The sequence below is a fragment of the Leptolyngbya subtilissima AS-A7 genome (assembly GCF_039962255.1).
GTDB lineage: Bacteria > Cyanobacteriota > Cyanobacteriia > Phormidesmidales > Phormidesmidaceae > Nodosilinea.
In genome coordinates, this window is sequence record NZ_JAMPKY010000015.1 from 19,976 (window position 1) to 45,916 (window position 25,941).

14 protein-coding genes, 1 tRNA gene and 1 pseudogene are annotated in these 25,941 nt (G+C 56.0%); 5 read left to right on the forward strand and 11 right to left on the reverse strand.

Annotation, left to right across the window (positions count from 1 at the left end; genetic code table 11):
* Positions 1 to 196: 196 nt before the first annotated feature.
* From NC979_RS24765 to NC979_RS24775, 3 genes and pseudogenes are all read left to right on the forward strand, one after another.
* Positions 197 to 646 carry a PPC domain-containing protein gene (locus NC979_RS24765; RefSeq protein WP_190521470.1) on the forward strand — a complete coding sequence of 150 codons (450 nt, stop codon included), beginning with the start codon at positions 197 to 199 and terminating at the stop codon, positions 644 to 646.
* An 85-nt stretch (positions 647 to 731) separates the two neighbouring features.
* Positions 732 to 804 (forward strand) — tRNA-Phe (locus NC979_RS24770).
* Positions 805 to 929: 125 nt separating this feature from the next.
* A pseudogene (locus tag NC979_RS24775) lies at positions 930 to 1,037 on the forward strand (IS982 family transposase); the annotation flags it as partial.
* Between the two features lie 179 nt (positions 1,038 to 1,216).
* On the opposite strand, the gene NC979_RS24780 reads toward NC979_RS24775, so the two are convergent.
* From NC979_RS24780 to NC979_RS24805, 6 genes are all read right to left on the reverse strand, one after another.
* Entirely contained in the window at positions 1,217 to 3,856 is a 2,640-nt protein-coding gene (locus NC979_RS24780; RefSeq protein ID WP_190521472.1) for a CHAT domain-containing protein, read from the reverse strand.
* Positions 3,857 to 4,084: 228 nt separating this feature from the next.
* Entirely contained in the window at positions 4,085 to 4,984 is a 900-nt protein-coding gene (locus NC979_RS24785) for a calcium-binding protein (RefSeq protein WP_190521474.1), read from the reverse strand.
* A gap of 324 nt (positions 4,985 to 5,308) precedes the next feature.
* Complete coding sequence (locus NC979_RS24790; protein ID WP_190521476.1) at positions 5,309 to 5,968, reverse strand: response regulator transcription factor; 660 nt, start codon at positions 5,966 to 5,968, stop codon at positions 5,309 to 5,311.
* Between the two features lie 50 nt (positions 5,969 to 6,018).
* A complete protein-coding gene (locus NC979_RS24795; protein ID WP_190521478.1) occupies positions 6,019 to 6,639 on the reverse strand; it encodes a hypothetical protein in 621 nt (206 codons plus the stop codon).
* Positions 6,640 to 6,792: 153 nt separating this feature from the next.
* The gene (locus NC979_RS24800; RefSeq protein WP_190521480.1) at positions 6,793 to 8,481 is read right to left on the reverse strand and encodes a ShlB/FhaC/HecB family hemolysin secretion/activation protein; all 1,689 of its coding nucleotides are present in this window, start codon (positions 8,479 to 8,481) and stop codon (positions 6,793 to 6,795) included.
* 155 nt (positions 8,482 to 8,636) lie between these two features.
* On the reverse strand, positions 8,637 to 12,890 hold the full coding sequence (locus NC979_RS24805; RefSeq protein ID WP_190521482.1) for a two-partner secretion domain-containing protein: 4,254 nt from the start codon (positions 12,888 to 12,890) through the stop codon (positions 8,637 to 8,639).
* Positions 12,891 to 13,181: 291 nt separating this feature from the next.
* Between NC979_RS24805 and NC979_RS24810 the strand changes: the two genes are divergently transcribed.
* Positions 13,182 to 15,071 (forward strand): sensor histidine kinase, encoded by a 1,890-nt coding sequence (locus NC979_RS24810; protein WP_190521484.1) that lies wholly within the window; start codon positions 13,182 to 13,184, stop codon positions 15,069 to 15,071.
* Positions 15,072 to 15,225: 154 nt separating this feature from the next.
* The gene (locus NC979_RS24815; RefSeq protein ID WP_190521486.1) at positions 15,226 to 16,014 is read left to right on the forward strand and encodes a DUF928 domain-containing protein; all 789 of its coding nucleotides are present in this window, start codon (positions 15,226 to 15,228) and stop codon (positions 16,012 to 16,014) included.
* Positions 16,015 to 16,018: 4 nt separating this feature from the next.
* Here the strand turns inward: NC979_RS24815 and NC979_RS24820 are convergent, their stop codons facing one another.
* The 5 genes from NC979_RS24820 to NC979_RS24840 all read right to left on the reverse strand — a co-directional run bounded on the left by NC979_RS24820 (position 16,019) and on the right by NC979_RS24840 (position 25,929).
* Positions 16,019 to 19,798: a two-partner secretion domain-containing protein gene (locus NC979_RS24820; RefSeq protein WP_190521488.1), complete on the reverse strand. Its 3,780-nt coding sequence runs from the start codon at positions 19,796 to 19,798 to the stop codon at positions 16,019 to 16,021.
* Between the two features lie 173 nt (positions 19,799 to 19,971).
* Positions 19,972 to 20,688 (reverse strand): hypothetical protein, encoded by a 717-nt coding sequence (locus NC979_RS24825; RefSeq protein WP_190521489.1) that lies wholly within the window; start codon positions 20,686 to 20,688, stop codon positions 19,972 to 19,974.
* The gene (locus NC979_RS24830) at positions 20,675 to 23,092 is read right to left on the reverse strand and encodes a CHASE2 domain-containing protein (protein WP_190521492.1); all 2,418 of its coding nucleotides are present in this window, start codon (positions 23,090 to 23,092) and stop codon (positions 20,675 to 20,677) included. Before NC979_RS24830 ends, NC979_RS24825 begins: the two co-directional genes overlap by 14 nt.
* A 124-nt stretch (positions 23,093 to 23,216) precedes the next feature.
* Positions 23,217 to 24,377: a DUF1822 family protein gene (locus NC979_RS24835; RefSeq protein ID WP_190521494.1), complete on the reverse strand. Its 1,161-nt coding sequence runs from the start codon at positions 24,375 to 24,377 to the stop codon at positions 23,217 to 23,219.
* Between the two features lie 46 nt (positions 24,378 to 24,423).
* Positions 24,424 to 25,929, reverse strand: coding sequence for a hypothetical protein (locus NC979_RS24840; RefSeq protein ID WP_190521496.1), 1,506 nt, complete (start codon positions 25,927 to 25,929; stop codon positions 24,424 to 24,426).
* Positions 25,930 to 25,941 lie beyond the last annotated feature (12 nt).

Genomic DNA, 25,941 nt, shown 5'->3' on the forward strand with positions numbered 1-25,941 from the left:
CGCAACCAAAACTCCAGCTTGCCAAGCCTTAAACCCGTAAGATCTACAGAGTGTTTGACGGTGAGACACCCTCAGCGCCTGAAGGCCGACTATATGTAGACTCTTTTAGTTCTCGAAGCAACCCCAAAATTTAGGCCATAATGAGCACGATCTCGTGCCTTTGGGCAAATTTGTCTCTATTAATCTTTCACAATCTATGCAATTTCACCTTCGGCTACAGCGCAACCTGCTGCTTCCTTTGGCATTGACTACCTTGGCGCTGACTTCGCTGCCAGCCAAGGCGCAGACAACTGTTTATTCTCCTATTTCGCTACCGGCATCGCGAGAAGTTAACGATGCCCTGAGCAATAGCGACATCCCTACCGGTACCGGTGGGTTTGCCCGCGACTATACGGTCAATCTAGAGGCGGGGGACCAAGTAGCAGTCGATGTCACCTCTGAAGAGTTTGACACCTTGGTCATTTTGATGAACAAAGACGGTGTCACCGTGGGCGAAAACGATGACGGCCCGGACGGCACCACTAATTCTTTACTGTTCGCCCGCATTGGTGAGTCAGGCACCTACACGGTCCGGGTAAGCGCCTACGCTGGGCAAGGTGCCGGTAATTTTTACCTTAAGGTGGCCCGCCTGCGAGAGGTTCAGTAGAGAAGGGCAGGATTTTTTCCCAATAGCCTTGTCAGGGGTGACATCAGCTTGCTATCTTAATTGAGCGCTGAAGTTTGCGCCCCTAGCCGGGATAGCTCAGTTGGTAGAGCAGAGGACTGAAAATCCTCGTGTCGGCGGTTCAAGCCCGCCTCCTGGCATCATTGTAGCCTTCGGGCATTGATAATTTGTTCTGATATGTTGCCATGTGAAGCAACTAATCAATGGCCCTGTCTGGGGTCTAAGTCCCTTCTCTGGCGGGGCTTTTGCTGTCTTTGGAGCGATGTCCTCCGTCAACTTCACGGTTAATGTCATCTGTGGGCTGATTGCCTACTGTCGTCAGCCCAAAAAGCCTTCCCTTAACCTTGACTTCGCCCTTCCTCCATCGGCTTAATCCGAACTCAGGTTAAAAAAGGCTCAGTCCAGTCCAAAAACACCAAAGGACGGCTGCAAATCGTCTTTTCTTACCCTGTCGACGTAGATGGGGAGATACGTTGAATTTACAGAATGAGAGTTTCTGCATTAACTCCTTGTTTCCATAGTTGCCACTCTATAGGCCAACAACCTTTGGGTTCAAAGCCAGTTGCCCACTAAGATTAGCGGTGCCCACTTACCGGGGGTAACACTAGGGCCCCGCCGAATAGCTTGAATTTGAGCTTGCTGGAGCGCTTGGGCTTTGTTGAGATGGGGCTCTCTCAAAAACCGATAAAAATCTTGGCTGATTTGAGCTGTGATAGCATCGTCGGCCTGCCAAAGGGAGGCGATCGCACTTCTAGCCCCAGCCCGAATCGCTACTCCGGCCAGACCCAAGGTAGCGCGATCATCCCCGGCGGCGGTGTCGCAGGCCGTGAGCATGACCAGATCAATCTGTGGGTTGCCGGGGTTCCCCGCTTGAATGAACGCCTCTAGCTGACCAAAGGTGACGGTTTCCCCCTGCCCGGTGATGATGAAATTTTCCGCAGGGTCGGGGCTAAACTGCCCGTGGGTGGCAAAGTGCAGAATGGAAAAGGGGGTTTCTTGCAGTGCCTGCTTCAGCTGGGCTTGGCTAAAGGCCTCATCGAGCAGCGCCTGACTGCCCGGCAGTGCTGACAAGACTGAGGCCACCTCCGTCGGCACCGCTGGAATAGGCGGAAACCGACGTCCCGCCGCAACCACCGCCTGGCTGCTGCCCAACACCAGAGCCTGCAAATTCTCAGGACGCGAGGGTGCAGCGGTGGTCAGGGTGAGGGCGGGGGTGGTGGCTATGGCGTATTTCTCGATTAAAAACTGGTCACCATTGTAGAGCGCTGCCATGGGCACGCTGCGCAAAAAACCGTCGTGAATAAATACCAGGGTCGTAATGTTGCCTGCCGTTAGAGCCGGTTCTAATGGCTTGATCAGCTGACCGTAGAGCTGTTCGGCCACGGTGGTGTCGTAGGGTTCGGTGTAGAAGGCCTCTAACCCCAGACGAAACTGTATAACGGTGTCTCGCAGCTGGGAGCTGTTGTCAATCCAGACGAGCTGTGGAGGTTGATTGGGCAGGTTAACGATTAAGGCCGTGCGCTGGGGCAGTACGACCGAGCTAATAACGGCGGTATTAGTGCTTTGAGCCAGCAGATCGACTCGGGCCTGGGCGATGGGGTTGAGAATGCAGTCGTTGCCAAAGTAATTTTGCAACTCGGCTAGCCGCAGGGCATCGGCGGTGACCAGGGCGGATTCTAGGGCAGAGGCGGATGAAGGCAGGGTTTGCTTGGCCGCTGCCTGAAGACTGGCCACTCCTGTCAGTTGGAGTTCAATCAGCTCGCGGTAGAGGGGTTCGACGGTATCTCGAAAGTCAAACTGCACGTCGCGATCGGCCACCAAAATTTCGGTACGAATGCTCTCTAGGGTGGTGACAGCTTGGGTATAAGCGGCGATCGCTGCCTTAGGGTTGCCCTGGAGGCGAGCGATGCGGCCCGCTTGCCACTGCCACAGGTAAAGGCTATCGGCGGCTGCTAAACCTTGAGTGGCGGCTACCTGGGCTTGCTGGGTCAGGGCCACGGCGGCATCTAGCTGACCCTGGCACTCGCGCAGGTGTCCTAGCTCTCCTAAGGCAAAGGATTGGGCGCGGTGGTCGCTGATTTGGGTAGCGATCGCCGCGCCCCGGTCTAGCCAGACCTGAGCCTGGGCCTCGCCATCAGCTGGGGCACAGCGAAAGGTGGTGCCCACCGGCTGATATGACCGCCCCACGGCAATCGCCCCGTAGGCCAGGGTTCGACTGGCGGGCAGCTGAGCCACTAACTCGCCCAGCCGCTGGCGGGTCGCATTCACAGCTGTTGGGTCGTCTTGCTGGCGATAGAGGGGCAGCAGGTTGAGTCGGGTTTGCCACTCTGCGGCTAGGCTGGCCTGCTGCTGAGCCTCTGCAAGCGCTCGTTCTAAAAGCTGTCGGGCCTGCTGCGCTTGCGCCTGGGCCTGGCTGCTAAAGGTGTTGGCAATGCCGGTTAGCCCCAGCTGGCTGGCCGCCTCGGCTCGGCGGTAGTCAAGGCGCGATCGCCGCTGAAAAATGCTGCCCAGGCTGTTGAGTAATGGCCCTTCAAACTGACCATACCCCGACCCCTGAGCGAGCTTCAGCCCACGCTGTAAAACGGCCTCAGCCTCTGGATAGTCGCCTTGGAGGCGATAGGCTTCGCCCAGACTGCCAAGGGCCGCTACTTCCCCAAGGGCGTCGTCGCTGGCGGTGGCTAGGGCGAGGGCCGAACCGGGGGTGCAGGAATCTATGGAAGCCTCGGTTTGGGGCAGGCAGAGCAGGGCGATCGCCCGTCGGTGTTGCCCCAGACTCAAATGCACCTGGGCCTGCTCGGTTAAGGTACGCCCCAGGTGCAGCGAGTCGCCCAACTCGCGATAAAGAGTTGCCGCTGCCGCCCAAGCGTCTAGTGCCTCTGCGGGTTGACCCACCTGTTGATGGGCTCTGGCCAAATTTTCGTAGACCAGCACCCGCTGCGATGGCTCAGCGCCAGGGCTATAGCTCTGTAGCGCCCGTTGCCAGCGATCGATGGCGCTCTGGTAGTCGCCAGCTTGGTAAAAGGAAACCCCTGTTTGCACAAGCCGCTCTGGAGTGCCAGCCTGAGTCGAGATCGAATCGTTCGCTAGCCCTAACAATCCCCACCCCTGACCACCCCAAAGCGCTAGCGTTAGCCCCCCCAGAAAAAGTAGACCCAACAGGCTACGCAGGCGACGACGCAGAAAGCTTGGCATCGAGATCACATCCCTGTTGGCTAGCAAGACAGCGCGTTGAGCCGGGTTCTGCCGGGCCAACAGCTAAGCCCTAGGGTACCAGAGGGACTTGGGGAAGGGCACCTAACTCAGCTATTGCTCCGGATGAGTCGCTGGTGCGGCGGCTAAAATTCTAAAAACTCTAGCAACGCGGACGACCGCATTGCTAGAGGGGAAAGCATCAGCGAAAGTTAGCGCGATCGCTTAGCCCTAGGCGGCGATGAAATCAAACGTAGGCACCACATTTGTCGTATCTTGCACAACGCCAATCAGGTCGCCGCCAAAGAAGATCAGAGTATCGGTAGCTAGCCCTCCAGAAAGATCCTGGAACGCAATGCCGTAATTGCTGGCGCTACCCGTAACCTGAATTTTGTCGCCCTCTAAATAGTTGAAGTCGGTAATAGTGGCATAACCGTTGTCGAGGTAGTAGAGGCTGTTGGCATCGCCGAGGGCGAATACATCGGCCCCCGAACCACCCTCAAGCACATCAAACTCGCCGAAGGTAAAACCGAAGCCATTGAGGAAATCGTTGCCAGAACCCCCACTCAGCGTATCGCTGCCGCTGCCCCCCAGGACGATGTCGCTGCCCTTGCCGCCAATCATCCAATCGTTGCCGGAGTTGCCGAATAAAAAGTCATTGCCGCTGTTGCCGTTAAGAATATTGTTTTGGAAATCACCAGCAATAAAATCATTCTGGGTTGTGCCAACAACATCAATGAAATTTTGAACTCCTAGCCCAATAGTGCCAATGCCGGGAATATCATTGACCACTAAACTATTGATAGAAAGATCAACATTAATCGATACGATGCCGCTGTTGCCCGAAGACGCATCAATAGTATTAAATTGTCCGATCGCGCCAATGACGTTGTCGACAGACACAATTTTGTCTACTCCGGCGGTTCCCTTGCCGACAAATCCACCGGCTTCTAGGGTTATGGGCTGGCCAAGCATGCTGTAGTCGACGGTATCAATGCCAGAGCCACCCTTGATTAAGTCATTGCCAAAGCTGCCGTAGATGTAATCGTTACCCTCAAATGATGCAATCGAATCATTGCCAATGGTGCCAGTCACAACATCACCAAAAACACTGCCGTTGATGATAGCCATAGGTTTCTCCAAAGAATAAGAATGAAATGATTAAGCCGCCTTGTGGTTGAGTTTCGTAACTCTGCCAGGGCTCAATGCGGTCATAAAATGACAATTAAGAGAAGCCTTTTCAGCAGTTTATTGAACGGCTTGGCTCTCTATAGTTCTTAGATTAGAGTCTTTAATCTTTCCAGTCAGGGAGTATAAATGCCAACAAAATGGTTTGAACCCGTCAAGTAAGTTGCCGAAAAATACAGCAATAAAAAAGCGGCCCCACAGTGGAGTCGCCGATAGAAATCACCTACTCTTGCAAACGATTAGAGGTGGGGGAGAACGTGCGATCGCTCAGTCGATTAGCCCTTCCTCGCGGGCGCGAATTTCGGTTTGAATACGAATATTTTTGCCGGGGTCGGGATAGACCCCCAGAGCATCTTGCACCTTGCTCCAGTAGTGGCGGACGGTGCGCTCTGAGACATTCATGTGATCGGCAATGGCCTTGTCTTGCAGCCCTTCTTTAAAGGCGAGCTGCAACACGTGCAGCCACTCGGGCTTAACCTCCAGGCCGCTTCGCATATCTTTGGGGGTATAAATTAGCCCCTGCATAGCCCAGCTCGCCTTGGTCAGCATTTCGTGCAGGGGCAAGCTTTTGTCGACAATGGTAAAGCCCCCTTGGTGAGCGTCGATCGCCGGTTTGAGCCGCACCAGCGATTTGACGTGGGCGCTCTGCACCACGATGTTGAGTTCGGGATACTGCTGCATGAGCAATCGCAGCAAGCCAATCCCCGTCTCGGGCAGCGAGGGTGCCCCAGCTTTTTCTGGAATGGACAGATCGACTATCAGCAGAGCGGGCAGCACCGTCGCCACGCTGGCCGCAGCCTCCTGGGCAGTGCGCACGGTGCGAATATCGGCGTCAGGGTAGTCTTTTTGCAGGGCGCTCACGGTGCCGCTGAGCACGGCGTCGTGGTCATCGACGACCAGTAGCTGTTGGCGTTGAGAAGTAGTCATAGGGTTTGGGGAATGCAGCAACAAATTAGATGGGCGATCGCGGTGACCCGCTACCAGTCGAAGATCCAGCGTAGGGTGGCGGTCTCGTGGGTAGAGCTGGCCTGGCCATGGCTGAACAGGCCAAAGGTGGTGAGGTAAGCCATCCAAGTTTCTGATTGATTTAGATCTAGTAGGGCAAGAGGAACGGCGATTTCGTAGTTAACAGAGACCGTCAACCGTTTGCCGTCGGAGTATTCTGCGAGACTTACAACGCAGCCCTGAGGCAGGCTGGGCTGGGCCGCCAGGGCTTGCCCCAGATGCTTTAGAACTGACAGCAGCAGCATAGTGTGCTCGACTGGTTCAGTAGGCCATTGGGTAGGTAACTCTGCTCTGGTGGCTACCTGCGGCGGCCAATCTAACAGGGTCTGCTGAATCGCCAAAGTCAGCGAGTCGTGCAAGTAGGGAGAGCTGAGCCGGTTGCCCAAGGTTTCAAGCGACTGGTACAGGTGCTCTACCGCAGCCAGGCCACCATCGCCAGGCAGCAGCTCCAGCTGACGCCGTACCGCAAACAGGTCTTGCAGCAGACCGTTGCGAATAGCATCGGCTTCGCGGTTTAGCCACTGGGCCTGGTGCCGGTACCACCAACGCAATAGCCAAGCCGAGTCAATAACGGGCTTAACAAGCTTTGTCAAACAAGCTCTCCCTCGCTGTGCCAGCCAAGATAGATTCCCTAGCTGCTTCACACTCTAGGGCGACTCAACCAGAATTAAACCGCATTTGCAGCCAGAGACCTTGCACTTTTCTGCAATGTGGGTAAAAGTGTTCTCTTTTGTTGACGACCGATTCTAAAGCGGCTGATAGGTAAACGTGAAGTAAAACCCATTTTCTTGCCAAGAGCCGCCCCGGTTCGGTACGCCAATCAAGGGAATACCGTAGGTGAAGCCCAGGTTGGCGGCGGGACTGGGTTGCCACTGCACACCCAGTCCGGTACCGAGCAGCACTGAGGGGGTGGGGCTTTCGGTCTGCGTATTCCAGCCGGTGCCCGCGTCAACAAAGGGAATTAGCAAGAGCTGGTTGGAGGTGGCCGAGAGGGGAATGCGTAGCTCGACCGAGCCGACTACGGCGTTGTCGGTGACGATCTGGTTTTGAGCGTAGCCACGTACGGTGTCTTGCCCACCGACGCTAAAGCGCTCTAGGGGCAGCAGCGAGTTGGGGGTGAGCTGAGCGTTGACGCGGCTGACCAGCAGCAGGTTGGGCGAAACCCGTTCGACCCACTGAAACTGGCCCAGCCAGGCAAAAAAACGGCCATCGGTGCCGGTGTCGTTGATGGTGGCATCAAACAGGCCGAGGCCGAGGCTAAACTGCGATCGCGCCGCCACCACCCGCCGGATATCCCGTGTCAGCCAGTCCTGGGAAAACCGCAAGGCGCTTACCTTCGCCACCCCGTTCTCTGGCCCCACAGAAAAGGAAAAGGGAATGTCGTTGAGAATAAAGCTGCGGCTTTCGCGCAGGTCAAAGGCCAAGCCCAGGGCAAACTCCTGGCTGATGGAGCGGCTCAGGGGTTGGCGCACGCTCAGTGCCAACGTTTGGCTGTTGCTGCGAATGCCTGCATCGACAAACTGGGGCGTGACGATACGGCTGCTGGCGTTTTCGTAACGCAGTTGCAGAGTGCCGTCGCGGGCGTTGAGGGGCAGGCCGTAGCGCAGCTCGTAGAGGTTTAGCCCCTGGGTGTGGCCATAGCGCAGGCTGGCCGCATCCCCCAGTCCTAGCACGTTGCGGTGCTGCACCTGGGCTTCGGCTTGCCACGAGCCAATGCTCGATGACTGGGAGTTGTCGAGGGTGATTGCAGCCGACAACGGGTCGGCCTCCACCACGTCGAGAATTAGAATGTTTTGCCCCGGACGGCTGCCAGCGGTGAGTTCGGCATCGACGCGCTCCAGCAGAGGGTCGATTTGCAGCAGGCGCAGGGCGTCTTCGATCTGGGCAATTTGCAGGGGTGACTGGGTGGCCAGGGCAATGCGATCGCGCACATAGCCCTCTCGCAGTCGGCCCAACCCATTCACCTGAATAGTCTCAACCCCGCCTTCGATCACCTGAATCTGCACTACCCCGCTGCCCAGGTCTTGATTGGTGGGCAAAAAGGCCCCGGAGGTAACGTAGCCCTGGCGCTGGTACAGCTCGGTAATGGCGGTGCGCAACCCGAGTAAATCGGCCAGCGATAGGGCATTCCCCTCCAAGGGCTCCACTAGGGCGGCGATCTCATCCTCTAAAACAGTGTTGCCTACCACCTCAATGCGGTTGACGGTAAACACAAGTTCACCCGCCGGAGGACTGGTCTCCTCAGGGGTGGGCTCGGGTCGCAGCAGCGGTTCCTCGGGCGGAATTGGCTCTGGCAAGGGTGGATTTAGTGGGGCAGGCCGGGTGGGCTCAGTCGGCTCGGGCAGCGGTAAACCGGGCGGCGTTTGGGCCTGAGCCCCCAGATCAAGGGCCATTACCACTATCAGGGCAACCAGCCCAGCACGAAATAGATGCATCACAGCAATAGCGTCTCTTGTCAAGAAATCAACGGTGACCCGAGGCAGGCTCTGGGTGAGCGGCGATCGCCCTGGCTGCCCAACTATCCAGCATGTTGGTGGGGGAGTCAATGTAGAAACCGGCCAGTTTGGCATCCACGTTGCGGCCTCAGTCTCTAACTGCTGGGGGCCGAGCGATCGGCACAGCGACGGCTGAGCACCAGACGACCATCGGGCAGTTGATATACCCCATCCGGCTCTTGAATAGCGGACGCAGTGGGTTCTTCTACCGCGCGCACGGTGCCGGTGGGGTAGGCCGACATGGCTCCATCTCCAGGGCTGAGCGGTAGCCCGCCGCCGCCCGTGACGGTAAACGCCCCCAGCCCAGGCTCCGTGAGGGCAATGCAGCTGCCGCTGGTCAATGCCGCTGTGTCTACCAGGGCATCTTCGAGCGGGGTCAGGCTGCCTTCGATAAAGCTGGTGTCGAGTGTATCTACAGCGATCACTCCGCTTACCCCCAGTTCTGAGGTGGCGGTGATGTCGCTAAGAGGGCTACGATCGCGCCTCGGCTCAATGCCAAAAATGCCCCGTGCGGTGACAGACACATTGCCCCCCGCCCCAGCAAAGGCATCGGCGCGAATGTCGCTATTTTCGCTGGGAATGGCGACGATGAAGGGCGTACGAACGGTGATGTTGCCGCCGTTGCCCCCGGCCTGAGCGGTGCCCGCTGTAGTCGAAATGAGGCCACCATTGCGCAACAGCAGCACCTGACTTAGATCGATGACAATGTTGCCGCCATCGACCGCTGCCGACTCGGCGATTAGCTGGCCGCCGTCGAGCACCAGGCGCGGAGTGTTGCCCAGATCGCCAATGATCAAGTTGCCCGCCGCGCCCGTTGCAGTAGAGCGCACCGAAATGGTGCTTTGGGGAATAAAAAGGCGGGCGATGCTGGGTCTGTTAGCGGCTTGGGCCGCAAAGGTTGGGTTGCTGCCAGACACCAAAATACTATCGGTGGCATTAACCCGCACGGTGCCCGCCGAACTTCGGCCTTCGCTGTTGGCTAAGACTTGACCACCGTTGAGCACCTGTACCTGACTGGCCGAGAGATCAATGTTGCCGCCTGCCCCACTGAGGGGAAATTCGGTAGAGGATTGGAGACTGCTGGGGAAGCCCGATCGCGTACTATAGCCATCGACTGTGATGCGATCGCGCGCCTCCACCTGAATATTGCCTGCTGGTCCTCGCCCTAGAGTTGTTGCACTAATAACGGCTCCCTCAGCTACCGATAAAGTCCCTGTTCGCACCGCGATATCGCCACCTTCGCCAATGCCAGTAATGCCCACAGTGCTGAAGAATGCACTACGAAAAAAATCATCATCCTGAAAGAGAACTTCGCCCTCCAGAGACACTGTATTTGCGGCATCAATTTCAACATTCCCAGCATCGCCGTTGCCAAAGGTGCTGGTCTGAAGCTGTGCGCCATTTACTAAAGATAAATCTTGGGCCTGAATGCGAATGGTGCCGCCATCCCCATTGCCTATGCGAGATCGACCCGTTCCGTCGCCCACAATGGCAACCAGCCGGGCGTCATCTAGAAAGACACGACCTGCGGCTTCCACTACAATATCGCCGCCGTCTCCCTGGCCAAAAGTGCTGGTTTGTAGAGCGGCTAAATCGGTCAACGACACTGAATTAGCCGTCAATCGAATCGTTCCAGCATCACCGACTCCGTTTCTGTTAACAGAACTGCTGGCTCCGCTTGAGCGAATGCGATTGTCAGCGATGATCGCACCGGAGAATTGGGCATCGCCGCGAACGTTCAGCGTAATATTACCTGCATTTCCAAACCCATCAGTATCCGACTCAAACGCCCCAAAATTGGTAGCGGTTAGCGTTCCGGTATTTACCTGAATGTTGCCCGCATCCCCCCTGGCATCGGTGTACACTGCTGTTGAAACAAGCGTTTCGTTATCTAAAGCTGTTTCTTCCTGAATATTGAGTAAAATATTTCCTCCGTTTCCGTTTCCTGATGTCACAGCTGTTAGCTGACCTTCTGAGAGAGAAAGTGATCGAGCCGTAATTTGAATATCGCCTCCGTCCCCGACACTTCCTTCTCCTGCAAATGCAAAAATTCCACTCGAAAAATTACCAGGGCTTTTCCCATTGAATACTGCTGAATCTGCCACAGAAATCAAGATGTCTCCAGCGTTTCCTGTACCCAGAGTATAGGCAAGGAACTGAGAGCCTCTGGTGACCGACAGCGAGGCTGAATCTACGAAAACATTGCCAGCAGAACCCCTGCCACTGCGTTCTACCGTGCTAAAGATGGTTGAGTCATCATCAAATGAAACCTCGCCAATTGCCAAAACTGCAATACTGCCAGCGTTGCCAGCACCAAACGTAGAGGACTGTATGCGAGAGCTATTATTTGCTGCAATGCGATCGCGAGCATTAATCGTAATTTCTCCCGCATTCCCCTGAGCAAAAGTCGTCGTGTTAATCCGACCCCTATCTATAAGAATTGAACCGGATTCCAACGTGATGGTGCCAGCATTGCCGATCGCCGTTTCCGAATCAATACTACTTTCAATTCTTGCGGTGTTGCTTAGCGAAATGTAGTTGCCAGCTTGAACATAAATATCTCCACCATTGCCTGAAGCATTTTCATCGTCAGTAACGATACTTTGAATCGAACTTGGAATTATGAGAAAATTAGGTTCGCCAGTTCCTGGAACAGTTGTAGTGCCCCGGATGCCAAAGCCATCCAATAAAACGAAATCACGAGCTTGGATAGAGATATTGCCAGCGTTGCCCTGACCGCGTGTTAGGGATTGAATAGTACCGCTGTTGGTCAATGCTACAAAACCAGCAGTGACTCTAACATCACCTGCTGTGCCCGTACCTTCTTCCTCAATAGTACTAAAAATGGCACTGCCGGGCCTGCCTTGAATAATGCCGTCAATAATTAGGCCATCTTGAACATCAATGACGACATTGCCGCCGCTGCCCTGACCGTTGACGCTCGTATCCAGTTTGGCACTGTTTGTCAGAGATAGCTCCCTGGCTGTGATTTGAATGTCACCTCCTGGGAATTGAGAACTGCCAAAAACTGAGCTAAAAATGGCGCTGGGAAAACCATCTAGGCTAACGCGATCGCGAGCATTAATCATCACATTGCCAGGCACTCCGATGCCAAATGTGCTGGCACTAATCTGAGCACCATTAATCAGTGAAAGATTGGTCGTATCAATCGTGATATCCCCCCCATTGGCGGCTACGTCTTCGCCCCCAAGGCTAAACACATTGGCATCATCTAAAACAATGTTTTCCGCAACCTGAATGTTGATATTACCGGCATTGCCAGAACCGATGGCGCTATTGCTAATTTGCGATCGCTGAGCAGTGAGCGTCCCGGCTTCAATATCAATGTTGCCAAGATTTCCTGTCGCGCCCGCAAAAATAACATTGTTAACTAAGCTATTGTCTTCAATACGTAAAGCCTCAGTTGCTCTTATTTGTACGTTGCCGCTTTGACTTTGGCTTGTGCCCAACCCAGGGGCAATACCCGCAATTAGCCGACTGTCAGAGATAGTAATATTGCGCCCCGTTAGGGCAATATTTCCGCCACCATTAGCGGCAACTTGTAGATTTGAACTATTACTAATTAGCATATCAGAGCGTTCTAGATTTTCTGGGAAAATCAAACTGAATTGGTCGCCTACTTTGGTTAAGTCAACAGCCCCCTCTCCAGCAACAGCGCCTAGTTCAACACGTCCACCTGTAAAAATGTCTGCGAATAAAAAGCTGTTGTCTAAGACGATTTCGCCCCCTGCTAATATCAAGCTTTGTCCAGCCTCAACCCCTAGGATTCCCTGGCTGATTATGGCTCCCTTGCTCAGCTGATTGAACCAGAGGGCTGAGGGGTCCACGGTGAGAATTGGCAACGGGTTTGGATCAGCGACGCTAAAACTGCCCTGTTCGCCAAACTGAATGGCGCTAGCCGTTGTCGCCGTAAACGCCCCCTGCACATCCAGCCGGGCACCTGGACCAAACACTAGCCCGTTGGGGTTCATTAAAAACAGGTCCGCTGTGCCATCGACTCCCAGGGTGCCAAAGATGTTCGACGAGTTGCCCCCGGTGACGCGGCTAAAGATGGCCTCAACCCCGGCGGGGTTGGCAAAGTAGACCCGCTGCCCGGCATCCACATTGAACTCAAAAAAACTGTGGAACAGGTTGCCGCCCTGCACCGCGCCGCCGCCAATCAGCTCGACGAGATTGCCCTGCACGGGGGCATTGGGAGTCACCGTTGAGCTTTCGGCCCCTAGGCTGGCGTCGGGCACCAGCTGCGCCAGGGTGGGGGGAGCGGCGGCGAGGGTGGCGATCGCCCCTAACACCAACATGCTGCCAACAGGTAGGGTAGAGTAGGGCATAACCAGAGGCCGAGAAAAAGCACCCAAACTTTAGCACCTGTCTCAGTTTTGCGACGGTCAAACTTTGAGATCAGCGAATGGCGTGAGTTATGGGTTTTGAATAACAAGGTTGAACTTGCAAACTTTGCAATAGACAAGTGAGCGAGATGACGTTGCCTCCACTCAAACTGATGTTGCGCAGGTTTCAGCAAGCGGGTTAACGTAACTCTGCAACGTTCTAGCGCTAAGGTTTTATAGGCTTGGCTTAGCGGTGATTTCCCCGTCCTGACCGTCACTTAATCCCTTAGCCCTATGAAACCCTTTGACGAACTTCGGCACAGTTGGCAGCGCCGTTACCCAGCAGAGAAAATGCCGTGGCGGCAGGTGGTGCCCGGTGTGGTGGTGCTGGGGTTGGTGGTGGGTGCTCGGCTGCTGGGGCTGTTTCAGGGCCTGGAGTTAAAAATGCTAGACACGCTGCTGCGCTGGCGACCGGCTGAACCCACCGATGAGCGGGTGCTGATTGTTGGCATTGATGAGGCCGATATTCAACGGTTGGGCACCTACCCCGTGCCCGACGGGGTGCTGGCCGAGCTGCTGCAAACTCTATCCATTCACCAGCCGCGTGCGGTGGGCGTCGATATTTACCGCGACATGGCGGTGGAGCCGGGCCATGAAACCCTGGTTGCAACCCTAGCGACCCAGCCCTACGTAATTGGCATTGAGAATATTTTGAGCAACCCACCGGTGGCAGGGCCAACCCACCTGCCCCCCGAGCAGGTGGGGTTTGTGGATTTTCCCCAGGATGACGATGGGTTTGTGCGCCGCGCCCTGCTGGGGTCACCCAACGCGGTGGGGGAGTTTCGGTTTTCCCTGGCGCTACGGCTAGCGGAGACCTATTTGCAGGCAGAGGGGTTAACCTTGGAGAATGGCCTGCGCAACCCCTGGGCTATGCGCTATGGGGATACAGAATTTACTCAACTTTCTCCCCATAGCGGTGGCTACGTGGAAGCCGATACGGGTGGGCACCAGGTATTGCTCAACGGTCGCAGCGGCCCTCAGCCCTTTCGGCAGGTAACGTTGCAGCAGGTACTCGACAACGCCGTAGATCCCGCCTGGATCGAGAATGCCATTGTGCTGGTGGGCATTACCTCGTCAAGCGCAAAGGACTTTCTCAACTCGGCGGTGGTGGCGTCGGACAGTCCGGGGCTGGTGTATGGGGTGGTGATGCAGGCCCACGCCACGAGTCAGTTGGTGAGTGCGGTGATAGATGATCGCCCCCTGCTGCGCACCTGGCCCGATGGCCTGGAGTATTTGTGGATTGTGCTGTGGGGTGGGGTCGGCACGGTGCTGATCGGGTGGGTCAGGTCGCCCTCCTGGTATCTACTGATCCTGGGCTTGATTGGTCTGGGTTTGGTGGGGGTAAGCTTTGGCCTGCTGTGGCTGGGGGGTTGGTGGATTCCACTGGTGCCGACGCTGGTAGTGTTTAGCGTCAATGGGCTGGTGCTGCCGGGGTTTTATCTGTACGACCAAACCCTGCGATCGCGCATTGCAGAGCGCCAGCAAATTATCGACCAAACCTACAGCGCCATTCACAATGGCCCCCTGCAAACCCTGGCCCTGCTGCTGCGGGAGGCTGAACCCGCCTCCTGGGCCGATGCCCGGCCCAGGCTAGAGCGCCTCAATCAGGAGCTGCGCGATATTCGCGAGAGTCTGCCCGCCGCCGCGCTGCCGGAAAGCGAGGCCATTCCCCTGCACGAACAGCTTTGGAACACCTACACAGCGACTCTGGCGCGGGGTGAGCAAGACTTTCCGGGGCTGCGATCGCTCAAGCTCAAGGTTGTCACCTTTGAACCTCTCAGCACCCTCGGCCTCTCGGCCGACGAGCGGCAGGGTCTCTGTCAGTTTTTAGAAGAGGCGCTGCTCAACGTGGGCAAACACGGGGTAAACGTGACCCGCCTCACCGTAGTCTGCCAGGCTACCGACGCCGAAAATCTAATTCAGGTGATCGATAACGGCCAGGGACCATACTCCCTTGACACCTCGCCGACGGGCACGGGCTGGGGCACCCGGCAGGCTAAACAGCTGGCCCAGCGATTGAAAGGGCAGTTTAAGCGCGAGTTTAGCAGCGCCGGCACCTGTTGCGAGCTACGGTGGCCCTTGGGAGCCCAGCGCCGTCTGGGGTTCAGGATGCTGAATCGATGAGGTAACAGGAGTCAAATTACTCAGGGCAATCTCCCTTTGCCGAAACCGGCAAGGCCGCTGACCGTTAAGCGTCGATGAACTGGCGTAAAATTTTGCTGATTCGCTGGGCCGCTCATTTAATCTTAGGAGCACACCTACAGAACGGTAACTAGGGATGCACAAACCAGCGATCGCGGCGGCACTTTTGGTCCTCGGCAGCCTGACCGGCATTTTTCTGTCGGTGGGCAACCCCAGCTGGGGCAATGAGGTGACCTTAAATTCCTCACCTCTGATTGCCCAAAGCTCAAATCGCCGTGGTTATGAGCCGCCGCCCACGTCTCGAGCACCACGCCGCACGGTGGGAGGCGGGACCCGAGGCGGCTGCGATGGCAGTGCTCCCATCAACCTCACGGCGCTGGGCCCCCAGTCGCACATTGGCGCAACGGCGAAGACTCGCCCCACGTTGGTCTGGTATGTACCCGACGAAACCCCTTACCAAATGCAGCTTCAGCTTTATCGGTACGCGGCTGCCGAGGGTGACGAGTTAACGCCGGTCAAAACCTTCAATCTGGGGGAAAGCCAGTCGGGGTACAGGTTGTTTACTCTGCCTGATGACGAACCCGCGCTAGCGGTGGGCAGCACCTACCGCTGGAAGGTGATTTTGCAGTGCAACCCAGGACGACCTTCCCAGGTGGCGCTAGATGAGGCCGACCTACAGGTGGTGGCCGTAACGAGTGGGGCTGCGATGGGGCAGGGCAATCTGGTCGATCGCGCCGAGCAGGCGATCGTAGCGGGGCTTTGGTACGATGCGATCGCTCTGCTGTCTGAGGCTCCAGTTTCCCCAGAGGCCGTTGCTTACCGCCGCGACCTGCTGGCAGGGCTGGCCGAGCAGGAGGCATTGGACCCCAACGACGGCATCTCTCTATTTAGCGATCGCCTTAGATACCTAGCCGAGCAAGAGTAGTGCCTTAGTCGCAGGCCCGACCCAGCACCAGGCGACCGTCGGGAAGTTGGTAAACGCCATCGGGTTCTTGCAGGCGGGTGGCGGTAGGTTCATCCAGGGCGCGAACTGTGCCGGTAGGGTAGGCCGAGATGCCCCCATCGCCAGGGGTGGAAGGCAACCCATCGCCCCCAGTGACCACGAAGGCGCCCAGGCTGTTTTGGCTGCGGGCAATGCAACTCCCGGCAGTGAGGGCGCTGGTGTCAACAATGGCATCGGTCAGGGCCGTTAGGCTATTTTCAACGAAGGTGGCGTCGCCCACAAAAATTTGGCCCGACTCGATGCCGCCCGTGGCGTTGATATCGACGCGATCGTTGCCATCTAAATCTGGCAGCTCACTTCGGCTTAAGTTACTTACAGAAATGCTGGGGTTTTGCCCAAAGAATGTGGTGCGACTGAGGTCAATAGCTCCTCCCCGACCATCAGCAGAAAATGCCAGAATATCGCTGTCTTCGAGAGCGATGAGAAAATTGGATGCGATCGTAATATTGCCACCACCTCCTTCGCCTCGATCCACAAAAGTTTGAATATCCGAATTGTTTCGGAGAATAATGCGTCCCGATTGGATCGTTACCTGCCCTCCAGATCCTGACTCTGTATTAGTCACAATGTCTGCATCGTCCGCAAACAGGCTGCCTGCAATATCTAAAACAATATTCCCTGCATCGCCAATTCCAAGGCTATTTGCAGCCAAGGCTGCACGTTGAATGACTTCTAAGTTTCTTACAGCAATCTGAATGTTGCCTCCCATGCCTTGTCCGTTAGGTTGAACGTTGCTAAAAGCGCCACTAGAAAAGCCCGTGATAGGATTAAAACCAACAAAACTAGCCAAATCTTCAATTTCTAGAATTACGCTACCTGCATCCCCCAATCCAAAAGTACCGGCACTTAACTGCGCCCCGCTAAGGACTTCGAGGTTGCGGGCACTAATCTGTACATTACCTCCCTTACCTATCCCATTAAATCCAAGATTGCTAAAAGCACCACTAGAACCGCCAGTTAAAGGGTTAAAGCCAACAAAACGAGCCAAGTTTTCAATTTCTAAAATTACGCTACCCGCATTCCCCCACCCTGAGGAGTTGGTAACTAATCTTGCCCCATCAAGAATATCAAGATTTTGAGCGCTAATCCGTACATTTCCTCCTTGGCCTTTACCATTAAGCAATATATTGCTAAAAGCGCCACTTAAACTTCCGTTGGAGGAGTTAAAGCCAACGAAACGAGCTAATTCTCCGATTTCTAAAATTACGCTTCCTGCATTTCCAATTCCAAATGTAGCAGCATTCAACTGTGCCCCATCAAGGACTTCGAGTTTGCGGGCGCTAATCCGTATATCTCCCCCTTGGCCTTCACCACCAAGTGCAATATTACTGAATGCGCCACTAGAAAAAAGATCGTTAGAGGCGTTAAAACCAACAAAACGAGCTAAATCTTCAATCTCTAAAATTATGCTGCCAGACTTTCCTCGCCCAAAAACGCCGGAAACTAACTGTGCTCCACCAAGAACTTCAAGGTTCTGGGCGCTAATCCGTATATCTCCCCCTTGACCTTCACCACCGAGTGCAATATTACTGAAGGCGCCACTAGGAAGGCTATTGATAAAATTGAATCCAACAAACCGTACTAGCTCCTCAATCTCTAGGATTAAACTACCTGAATTTCCAATTCCAAAAGTACCGGCAACCAATTGTGCTCCATTAAGGACTTCAAGGTTCTGAGCGCTAATTTCTATGTTTCCACCTTGGCCTTCAGCATTAATTTCAATACTGTTAAATATGCCGCTAGGAAGGCCATTAATGGAATTAAATCCGACAAGTCGTGCTAGCTCCTTAATGTCTAGGATTATACTACCTGCATTTCCGGCACCAAAAGTACCGGCATTCAATTGTGCCCCATCAAGGACTTCAAGGTTGCGGGCGCTAATTTGTACGTTGCCGCCTTGACCTTTCCCACTGAATTCAATACTGCTAGCTGCACCACTAGCAAAGCCATTGATGGGGTTCAATCCAACGAATCGTGCTGTGTTGCGAATATTTAGAAAAACATTACCTCCTTGTCCACTACCAAAGACTCGCGCATCAATTCGTGCCCCATTCAGCACCTCAAGATTAGCTGCATTAATGAAAACATTGCCGCCAGAGCCTTCTTCTCCTATAGCCAGATCGGTAAAAATTCCCGTTGTTCTGCTGCCATCAATACCGTCAAGACGAACAGTTCCAGCAGCATTAATTACTACGTCTCCCACATTTCCCATGGAAATCGTGTTAATAAAACTGCTGATTACAGAGACATCGCCACGGGCATCGAGATAAACTGCACTACCCTGATCGTTAAGTCTGCTGGCATCAATGCCACGGCCATAAAACCCATCACCTGTGACCGTAATGTTGCCCCCAATAAGGTTAGGGTTAGGTTGATATTGGTTAGTTAACAGGACCAAACCACTGGGCGCAGCGATCAGAACATCGCCAATGGTAATGTCTGCACTTGAAGGAGTATCCATAGTAAACCCACTGCCAAAAAAAGCATCGATATTAGGATTGAAACCAGTTAACTGTTCTATAGGTAGCGTTCCCAGCGCTTCTTGTCGAACTCCGGCGCGCACGTCCAATGTAGGTTGGGCACCGCCATCAACTGGAACTACTGTGCCATCTGAGAGCGTAACTGTCTCTTGCAAAGAATCAATTTCTAAAGCCCCTGGATCTGGAGCCGTGATTTCGGCGGTGCCAACCCTAACTGCTCCCATGGCTAAAATATGAAGCGAACTGCCTGAGTAACCTTCAATAAACACATCCCCTAATGAGCGGATAATGGGGTCGATGGGGCTAAACAGGCCGCCGCCACTGCCTTCTAGATTCTCGACGCGAAAGTTGCCACCGCTCCAGTAGTGGGCGTCGCCGCCGACGGGGTTTGCAGACCGCAGCACCATATCGCCATAGCTGTACAGCCCGCTGTCTGGGTGGCTGAGGGCCACAATATCCACCTGCTCGTTGCCCTGCACTAGCAGGTCGCCTCTGGCGAACCCTATAAAGGGGACATTTACCGCATCGCGAATCTCCACGGTGTTGCCCAACAGCGTCAAATCGCCCCCTGCTGCTACCTGTCGCTGCAAGTTCAGTCGGTTGGCAGCCAGGGTGAGGTTTTCGCCTACGGCCAGCGAGGCTTGGCTTTCGATGTTGCCGGATGACTCGCTTAGATAGTTACTAAATAGGGCGCTGGGGTTTACCGTTAGCAGGCTGCTCTGCTCAGGGGCGGTAGCGCTGTACACTCCATCGCCAACCGGAATCGCCTCGGCGGTGCTGGCGTAGAACGAGCCTTGAATATCGAGGGTGGCGGTTTCGCCAAACACCAGACCGTTGGGGTTGATCAAAAACAAATCTGCCGCGCCATCAACCCCTAGGGTGCCAAAAATTGCCGAGGGGTTGTCCCCGGTAATGCGACTGAGAATTGACTCGACCCCCGCTGGGTTGACGAAGTAAAGCCGCTGCCCGGCATCGACATTAAACTCTAGAAAACTGTGGAACAGGTTGCTGCCGCGCAGGGCACCACCTTCAATCAAGTCGGCTTCGCTGCCGCGCACCAGTACATCAGGGGTCACGGTAGAAGACTCATTACCCAAGGTGGCATCGGGCGTAACTTGCGCCTGGGCTAAAGGCGTTGCTCCTGCCGTGGAGAGCAAAACCAAAGTCGCAGTCAGCGGGAGTGACCTTGTCAGCAAGGCTTTGCTCAAAGCAGGAAAAATAGCCATAGATGCGGTTTAGAGCATAGTTCATGGCAACCCTACCACAGGCCTAAGCTGAGTCAGGCTCACTCTTAACGATCGAGCAACGTGACAGCGGCATAACCTCTGTAAGCAGACTTTATCGCTACTGGTGAGGCCACCTACACTAGCGGTTTAAACAGATGATAAGGATGCTCGTGCTAAGGCTGTAACTCCTCACTGCAAATGTCAGCGGCCAGGGCTTCGCGGGCAGTGATCAGTTCCTCGGAGGGAGCTGCAACGGTGAAAAGAGCTTGCAGGGCGTCGGCGGGTAGCTCATTTTCGATAAAGTAGTCGGCTTTGGCCTGGGCGATCGCCTCAGCATCGGCTTCCTCAGTAGCTAGCTCAGCGGTGATCTGTTCAAGCTCGGCGGCAATGCGATCGCGCTCCTCCCCGGCGGCCATGATCTGAAAGGGAATTTGCACTGTTAACACTGACCCAAAAATCGGCTGGTTTTCGTAGATCAGCAGGTGGTAGGGGCTGCCCAGCCGCAGTGGTTCGCCGTCGTAGGCGGCGGTTAACAGGCCTGAATCGGTTGCAGTTGGCTCGGCATCCCAGAGCTGTGCAGCGGAATCACCTGGGGGCTGTACCTCAATTTGAGATATGTCTCCTCGCAGCAAAAACAACGGCTCCTGGTGCCAGAGAGTTTCGCTATCGCCAGGGTTAATTAGACAGGGAGGTTCGCCACCCCTCACCGGCCTAGAACCGCTGATCTGGCCCCGGCGGCGGTCTCGAACCTCGCCGCGAAAGAAGTCAAGCACCTGCTCAAACGCCAGGGATGGCTCGGGGGCAGGCTGGGCGATCGCAATCGGCAGACCCAGGTTGCTCGCCATTGCCGCCGTCATTAACCCGGCCAATATCCAGTTATTGTTGCTCATGGTTAGCCTCCTTAAAATGCGGTAGTGCGTAACTCCAAACCATCAGCGACGGCAGCAGCCAGGGCAACAGCACCGCCCCACCAATGTACAGCTGTAGACTCAGCCAGCCATAGCCTACCGTGGCTGTTCCTAGAGCAGTTCCTAGCCTGGCCCGCCCTAGTTTAGGGCGATCGCTGAGATACAGAACCAGGGCCTTGCCCCCCAGGGTTGCGACCAAAATCAGCCACAGGTCGGGGATGGGCACCACCAGCCGGTCAGTCAAAAAGTGGTGGGTCATGTAGGCATGGGCTTCGCCGCCGGTCAGGTCGATGCGATTGTCGCCCTGCTGCCCAAACCAATAGCCAAGGGCCGGGGGCATCGGCAGGTTGTCATCGCCGTCGGCGGCAACCCCGGCAGCGTAGTAGCCCCCCGCCGCCACAATCACCACGGATTCCTCTAGGCGAACACCATCGAGTTGTGTCACCTCACCCTCTGGGTCGGCCAGCAGCGCGGCGGCGGAAACTGACCTGTAGACCTGCTCAGGGGGAATCGAAAAATCAAGCAGGGGTTGCAACCAGCGCTGCCTAAACCGATAGGACATGTGCGTAATGGGGTGCAGTTTGACCCAGGAGGATGGGGTGACATCGTTGTGCTCTCTCAGGTAGGCTTGCACCTGAGCCTCGAGCGGGGGGCCAGGGAGTCCGGGCTGGGGAAGGTTGGGGCGCGATCGCCCTTCAGTGCGGGTCTCCGACCATTGCTGACTCAACCGGTGGGCCAAAGCTAGCTGGTAGCTAAAGGGGGCGCGATAGTCAGGCGAAGCTCGCAACGGCAGAATGTGCCACTGGGGCACCCAAGCATCGCCGTGCAGCACCCGGTAGGGGTCAGCCACCTGGAAGTACAGCTCAGCCCAATCACCGCCAGGGTTTTGGGTTGTGATAAAAACGGGCCAAACCTGGTTGGCCATAGCTGCCCCCAGTGCCTGGTTGAGGGTGGCATCGTAATCGGCCTGGGCCAGGTCGAGCAGGTAGTCGATGCCTATGACTGGGGCATTGAGTTCGTTTAAGCGGGTAATGATATTAGCCAGCAGAGCGCGATCGATGGGCTTAAAGTCGCTGATGCCTTGCTGCACAAAGGTAGCCTGATCTACCTGCACCAGCACTACGGGCGGGGTAGCACCATCGGTCACCTGGCCGGTGATGTCTCGATATCTAGCTTGCATGGCCACCCGCTGATCAAGCAGCCACTGCTGAGGTAGGGGCAGCAAGCTAAGCAAGGCTAACGCTCCGAGGGCGATCGCCTCCCGTTGCGTAGGTCGCCATCGTCGCCGAATCGCTCGCCACCCCGCCGGCTGAAGCTGGTAGGGCACCGCCTGGGGATGATAAAACAGCGAGGGCAACAGGTAGGCCGAGGGGTAAGTGAGGTGCTTGGTCAGCTTGAGAAACTCACAGGTTCCTTTCACCGCTCCCTGCACATTTTCGTAGCGGGCCAAGCGCTGCACCAGCTGCACCAGAAACGCCTGGGCCACCTCATTGTGAATGGGCTCACGCATAATCACTACTTGGTTGAGGCCAAGATTGACTAGCCCCTGGGCAATATCCAAGCCGCTACACGAGTTGAATAAGGCACATTGCAGCCCCCGCTGCTCGGCCTGTTGTAGATAAGGGCTAAGCTCCTTAATCGAAATGGCGGTGTTGGGAGCAATGAAAACTTGCCCATCCAGCAGCGCCTCCTCGTTACTGTGTCCGGCGAAAAACAGCACGTCCCAGCCCTGGGAGTCGGCAATGGTTTGGCAGATGCGCTGCTTTAGGTCGACGGCATTTTCGCCCGGCTGCCAACCCACGTAGTGAATGTCCATCAAAGGCTTTTGGGCATTGAGGGCGCTGCGTTCTGCGGCAAAATTCAGCCCGGTTTCATCTCCTAAAATAGCCAGCACTCGGGCTTTGCCTCGGCGAAACTCATTGCGATCGCCCGTAGCAGAGCGAATGGTGGCGGGCGATCGCACAATTTGCATCTGAGGGCCAAACTCCCAGGTTTCCCAGGGTAGTCGAGCCAGCTCCAGCGGCGTGCAGGTCAAAAACAGCGCCTGGCCTTTGCCCTTACTCTGGGCCGCCCGCCGCAACTCTTCCCGCAGGTCAAATAGGTCGCCGTGCTTGAGCCAGGTGTGAAACTCCGACAGCAACCGCGCCTCGGCCTGCACTAGCTGGCTGTGCCAATCGACATCCAGAACGGCGACCTGACCCACGGCCCCAGGTCGCCCCCGCAGCGACTGTTTGTAGTAGCCCAGATAGGCCCGCCGCCAGCTCTCGTACAGATCCAAGAGCTGAGCCGGAAACGCCAGACTGGCAGTCAGCCGCTGCCCCTGTCCCCAGGCCAGCTCGAACAAGCAGCTCTGGTCGATTTTATGCACGGTGAGACGGTAGGACATGGGAGGGGAGAGGGAAGAGGGTAGAGGCGTGGGGTGGGCACTGCCCACCAAAGTTTGACTCTTTGTGACTTGATTAATGAAGTAGGCGTGAATCTGACAAACTCTCCACCTGCAAGGTGAAACTTTAACCTTCCGGTTGAAACACAAACGGAGGCCAGTTGAGAGTGTTGCCGTTAGGCAGCTCAACGGTGGCGGTAAACGCCTCATCCCAGGTGCCGATCGCCTGGGCGTAGAGAAAGCCGCTTTCATTGCCCTGAGCCAGGGTTTGCTCGGCCAGCACGGCGGTGGCGTCACGCACAATCAAACGGGTACCAGGGGACAGCTGCTCGCCGGGGGCAGGGCCTAAGAACAAAAACAGCGTCCATTCTGGGGGATGAGGCTCAACTAACGTCCAGGTCAAGGCATAGAGACGGAAGGGCAGCCCCATGGTTTTCAGGTCGGTGTAGGCACCACGCGCATTAGGCGGAATAGTAACGCCTGTGGGCCGCAAGTCCCGCAGAATATCTTCGAGTTGCTCCACAGGAGTTCTCATGGATCGCAATGCGGTAGCAGGGGCCAGCGGCGGCATCAGTGTCCAGGCCAGGCTGTCGGATACGGCGTCGAGTTGGTTAAGTAGCCAGCGACCGACATTGATCGAGTCACGGGTTTGTGTGGGCTGAGGGCTGGTTTGGGGCACGGTGCCAAGGGGGGCGGTAGCAATCTCTGTGCCGCTGACTTGTGGTCCACTGATCTGGGCCGGGTTAAGACAGGTGAGATAGAGCAGCAGCTCTTCTGGAGTGGTGTCGAAGCAGTGGATGGGGATGCGGTAGGTGCCGTCGGTCTGAGGGGTAAGGCCGAGGGTTTGGCGTTGGGCGAGCAGGCGATCGCGCCGCAGTCCAGCCAAAATGGTCACCTGATCCACCTCTTCCTGTACCTCCGCCAGGATATAGAGGTGGGCAAATTCGCTGATATCGTCCAAGGTGGCGGTGGGAATCGTGATTATCTCCTCGCTAAGGCTGCCCTGGGCCACTAGACACAGGCGATAGTTGCCCACCCGGCCCGCAATCTCTAGGTCAGGTGGCTGGTAACGGTCGTAATTTAGAGCGAGCTCGACAGCCCCAGACTCCAACCACTGCTGGAGCCCTCGCAGCGCCATAGCCCGCAAGAAGGTAGACCATCGTTGGTTAGAATCGGGCACCTGCTGCGCGATCTGTACTGCCCAAGTCACAGCCTCGCTCGGTAGGGTAACGGTAGTTGACCGCAGCGGGTCAAACTCAAAATTGATTGAGTCAAGGGCATCGCTCATAGGGTTTAGGGTGGTGGGTGAACGGAAGGTAGGGAAACGCATGGTCTTACTCCGAATTGGGCATAAATTGATGGATGGTGCGGCAGAGCTGGCGGGCAAATAGGCTCTTGGGAATACCGCGTTTGGGGCTTTGGCTTTCGGCAGCGGCAGCTTCGATAATTTGGCCGACATCTTCAGCTAGTAGCTGCTCTAGAGTCTGGTCAATAGCATGTAGCCGATCGGCAGAAATATAATCGAGGGCTTGGCGGCGCACCTGCGGATAAATCTGGGCGATCAGCCGGTGACGCACATCGGCGCGCAGGCGTTTGAGCTCCAGCAAGCGATTCACCTGCACCTGGCTGTTGAGGCCCAGGTGGGTGGCCAGCTTGCCCATGGCCATGCCCTTGCAGTGAAACAGATGTAGCCCCTGAATGTAGGCTCTGGCTTTGGTTGGGTCCTTTTGGCTAAGGCGGTCAACGTTGGTGCGAATGACCTGGGCGATCGCATTCTTCAGCTCGGTTGCGAGCACCTGACGGTAGCCCTGCAAAAACTCATCCTGCTCGTCGGGGACCGGGTTTGCCGCAGGTACCTGCTCCCAGTCGATAGGCTCAGACGGGCCTACTGCCGGGGTGCCACCGCGGATGTGAATGCGGTACTGGCGCAGCTGGTTGGCCAACTGGCTGAGCTGGGTCAGCAGAGCTTCGTCCGATACTTTGGGGTTGATTTTGGCTAGCTGCTCGGGGGTGGGGGGCTGGCAGCGGCGAGATCTCTTATTTTCGCCTTCTTTCTTGTCTTCTTTTTCGTTTTCTTCCTCGCGCTCATTTAGGCGATCGCGCCGATATACCGCCTGGTACTGCTCTAGCAGCGTCGTCGCCGTCGCCACTTCGTACTCGCTGCACAGGTGGTAGGTGCGCAAAATGCGCTGCATCTGGGCCGGGCTGGTGTCGTTCAAAATGGCCCAATCGCTGACGCGGTAGAGCCCCTTGCTGATCAACAGCTGATTGAGGCCTGGGTGGTTGCAGGTGAGTCGGCTGCACCATGTGCTCAAGGCAGCCTTTTTTTTCTTTTTTTCCAGTGTGTTTTCAGAGGCAGTATCGGAGGGGTCTTTAGGCTGTCCTTCAGCCACCAGGTCTGGGGCATAGCTGTCTAAAATTTTGGCAGTGAAGGGGCGGTAGGGCGGCTTGCTAGCGCTGGAGGAATCGCCCGGTGGGAGCGGCTCTGGGGGGCGCAACGGCAGGGGCTGACCATGGTCGTCTAAGACCTTAACCAGCAGATCGGCGGTGGTAAAACCATAGGCCTCACCAAATTGCCGCGCTAAATGCGCACAGGCGTCTCGAATGTGGTGGCTAACGAAGCAGCGCAAGCTCAACAGGGCTTGGTCGGCTTGATTAGCCTCTGACCACCAAAGCTGAAGCAACGCCTTCTGTAACTCTGGCAGACCGTCCTCTGCTTGGCTAAGCAGCGCCCCATAGGTTTGCAAAAGCCAGTTATGTATGTGGGGCAGCCGTTCAGCTTGGCTGTGACCTGCACTATACAGGCGCATGAGGTGCCAATAGCGAGAAACTTTATCCATAGTCTTAGAGGC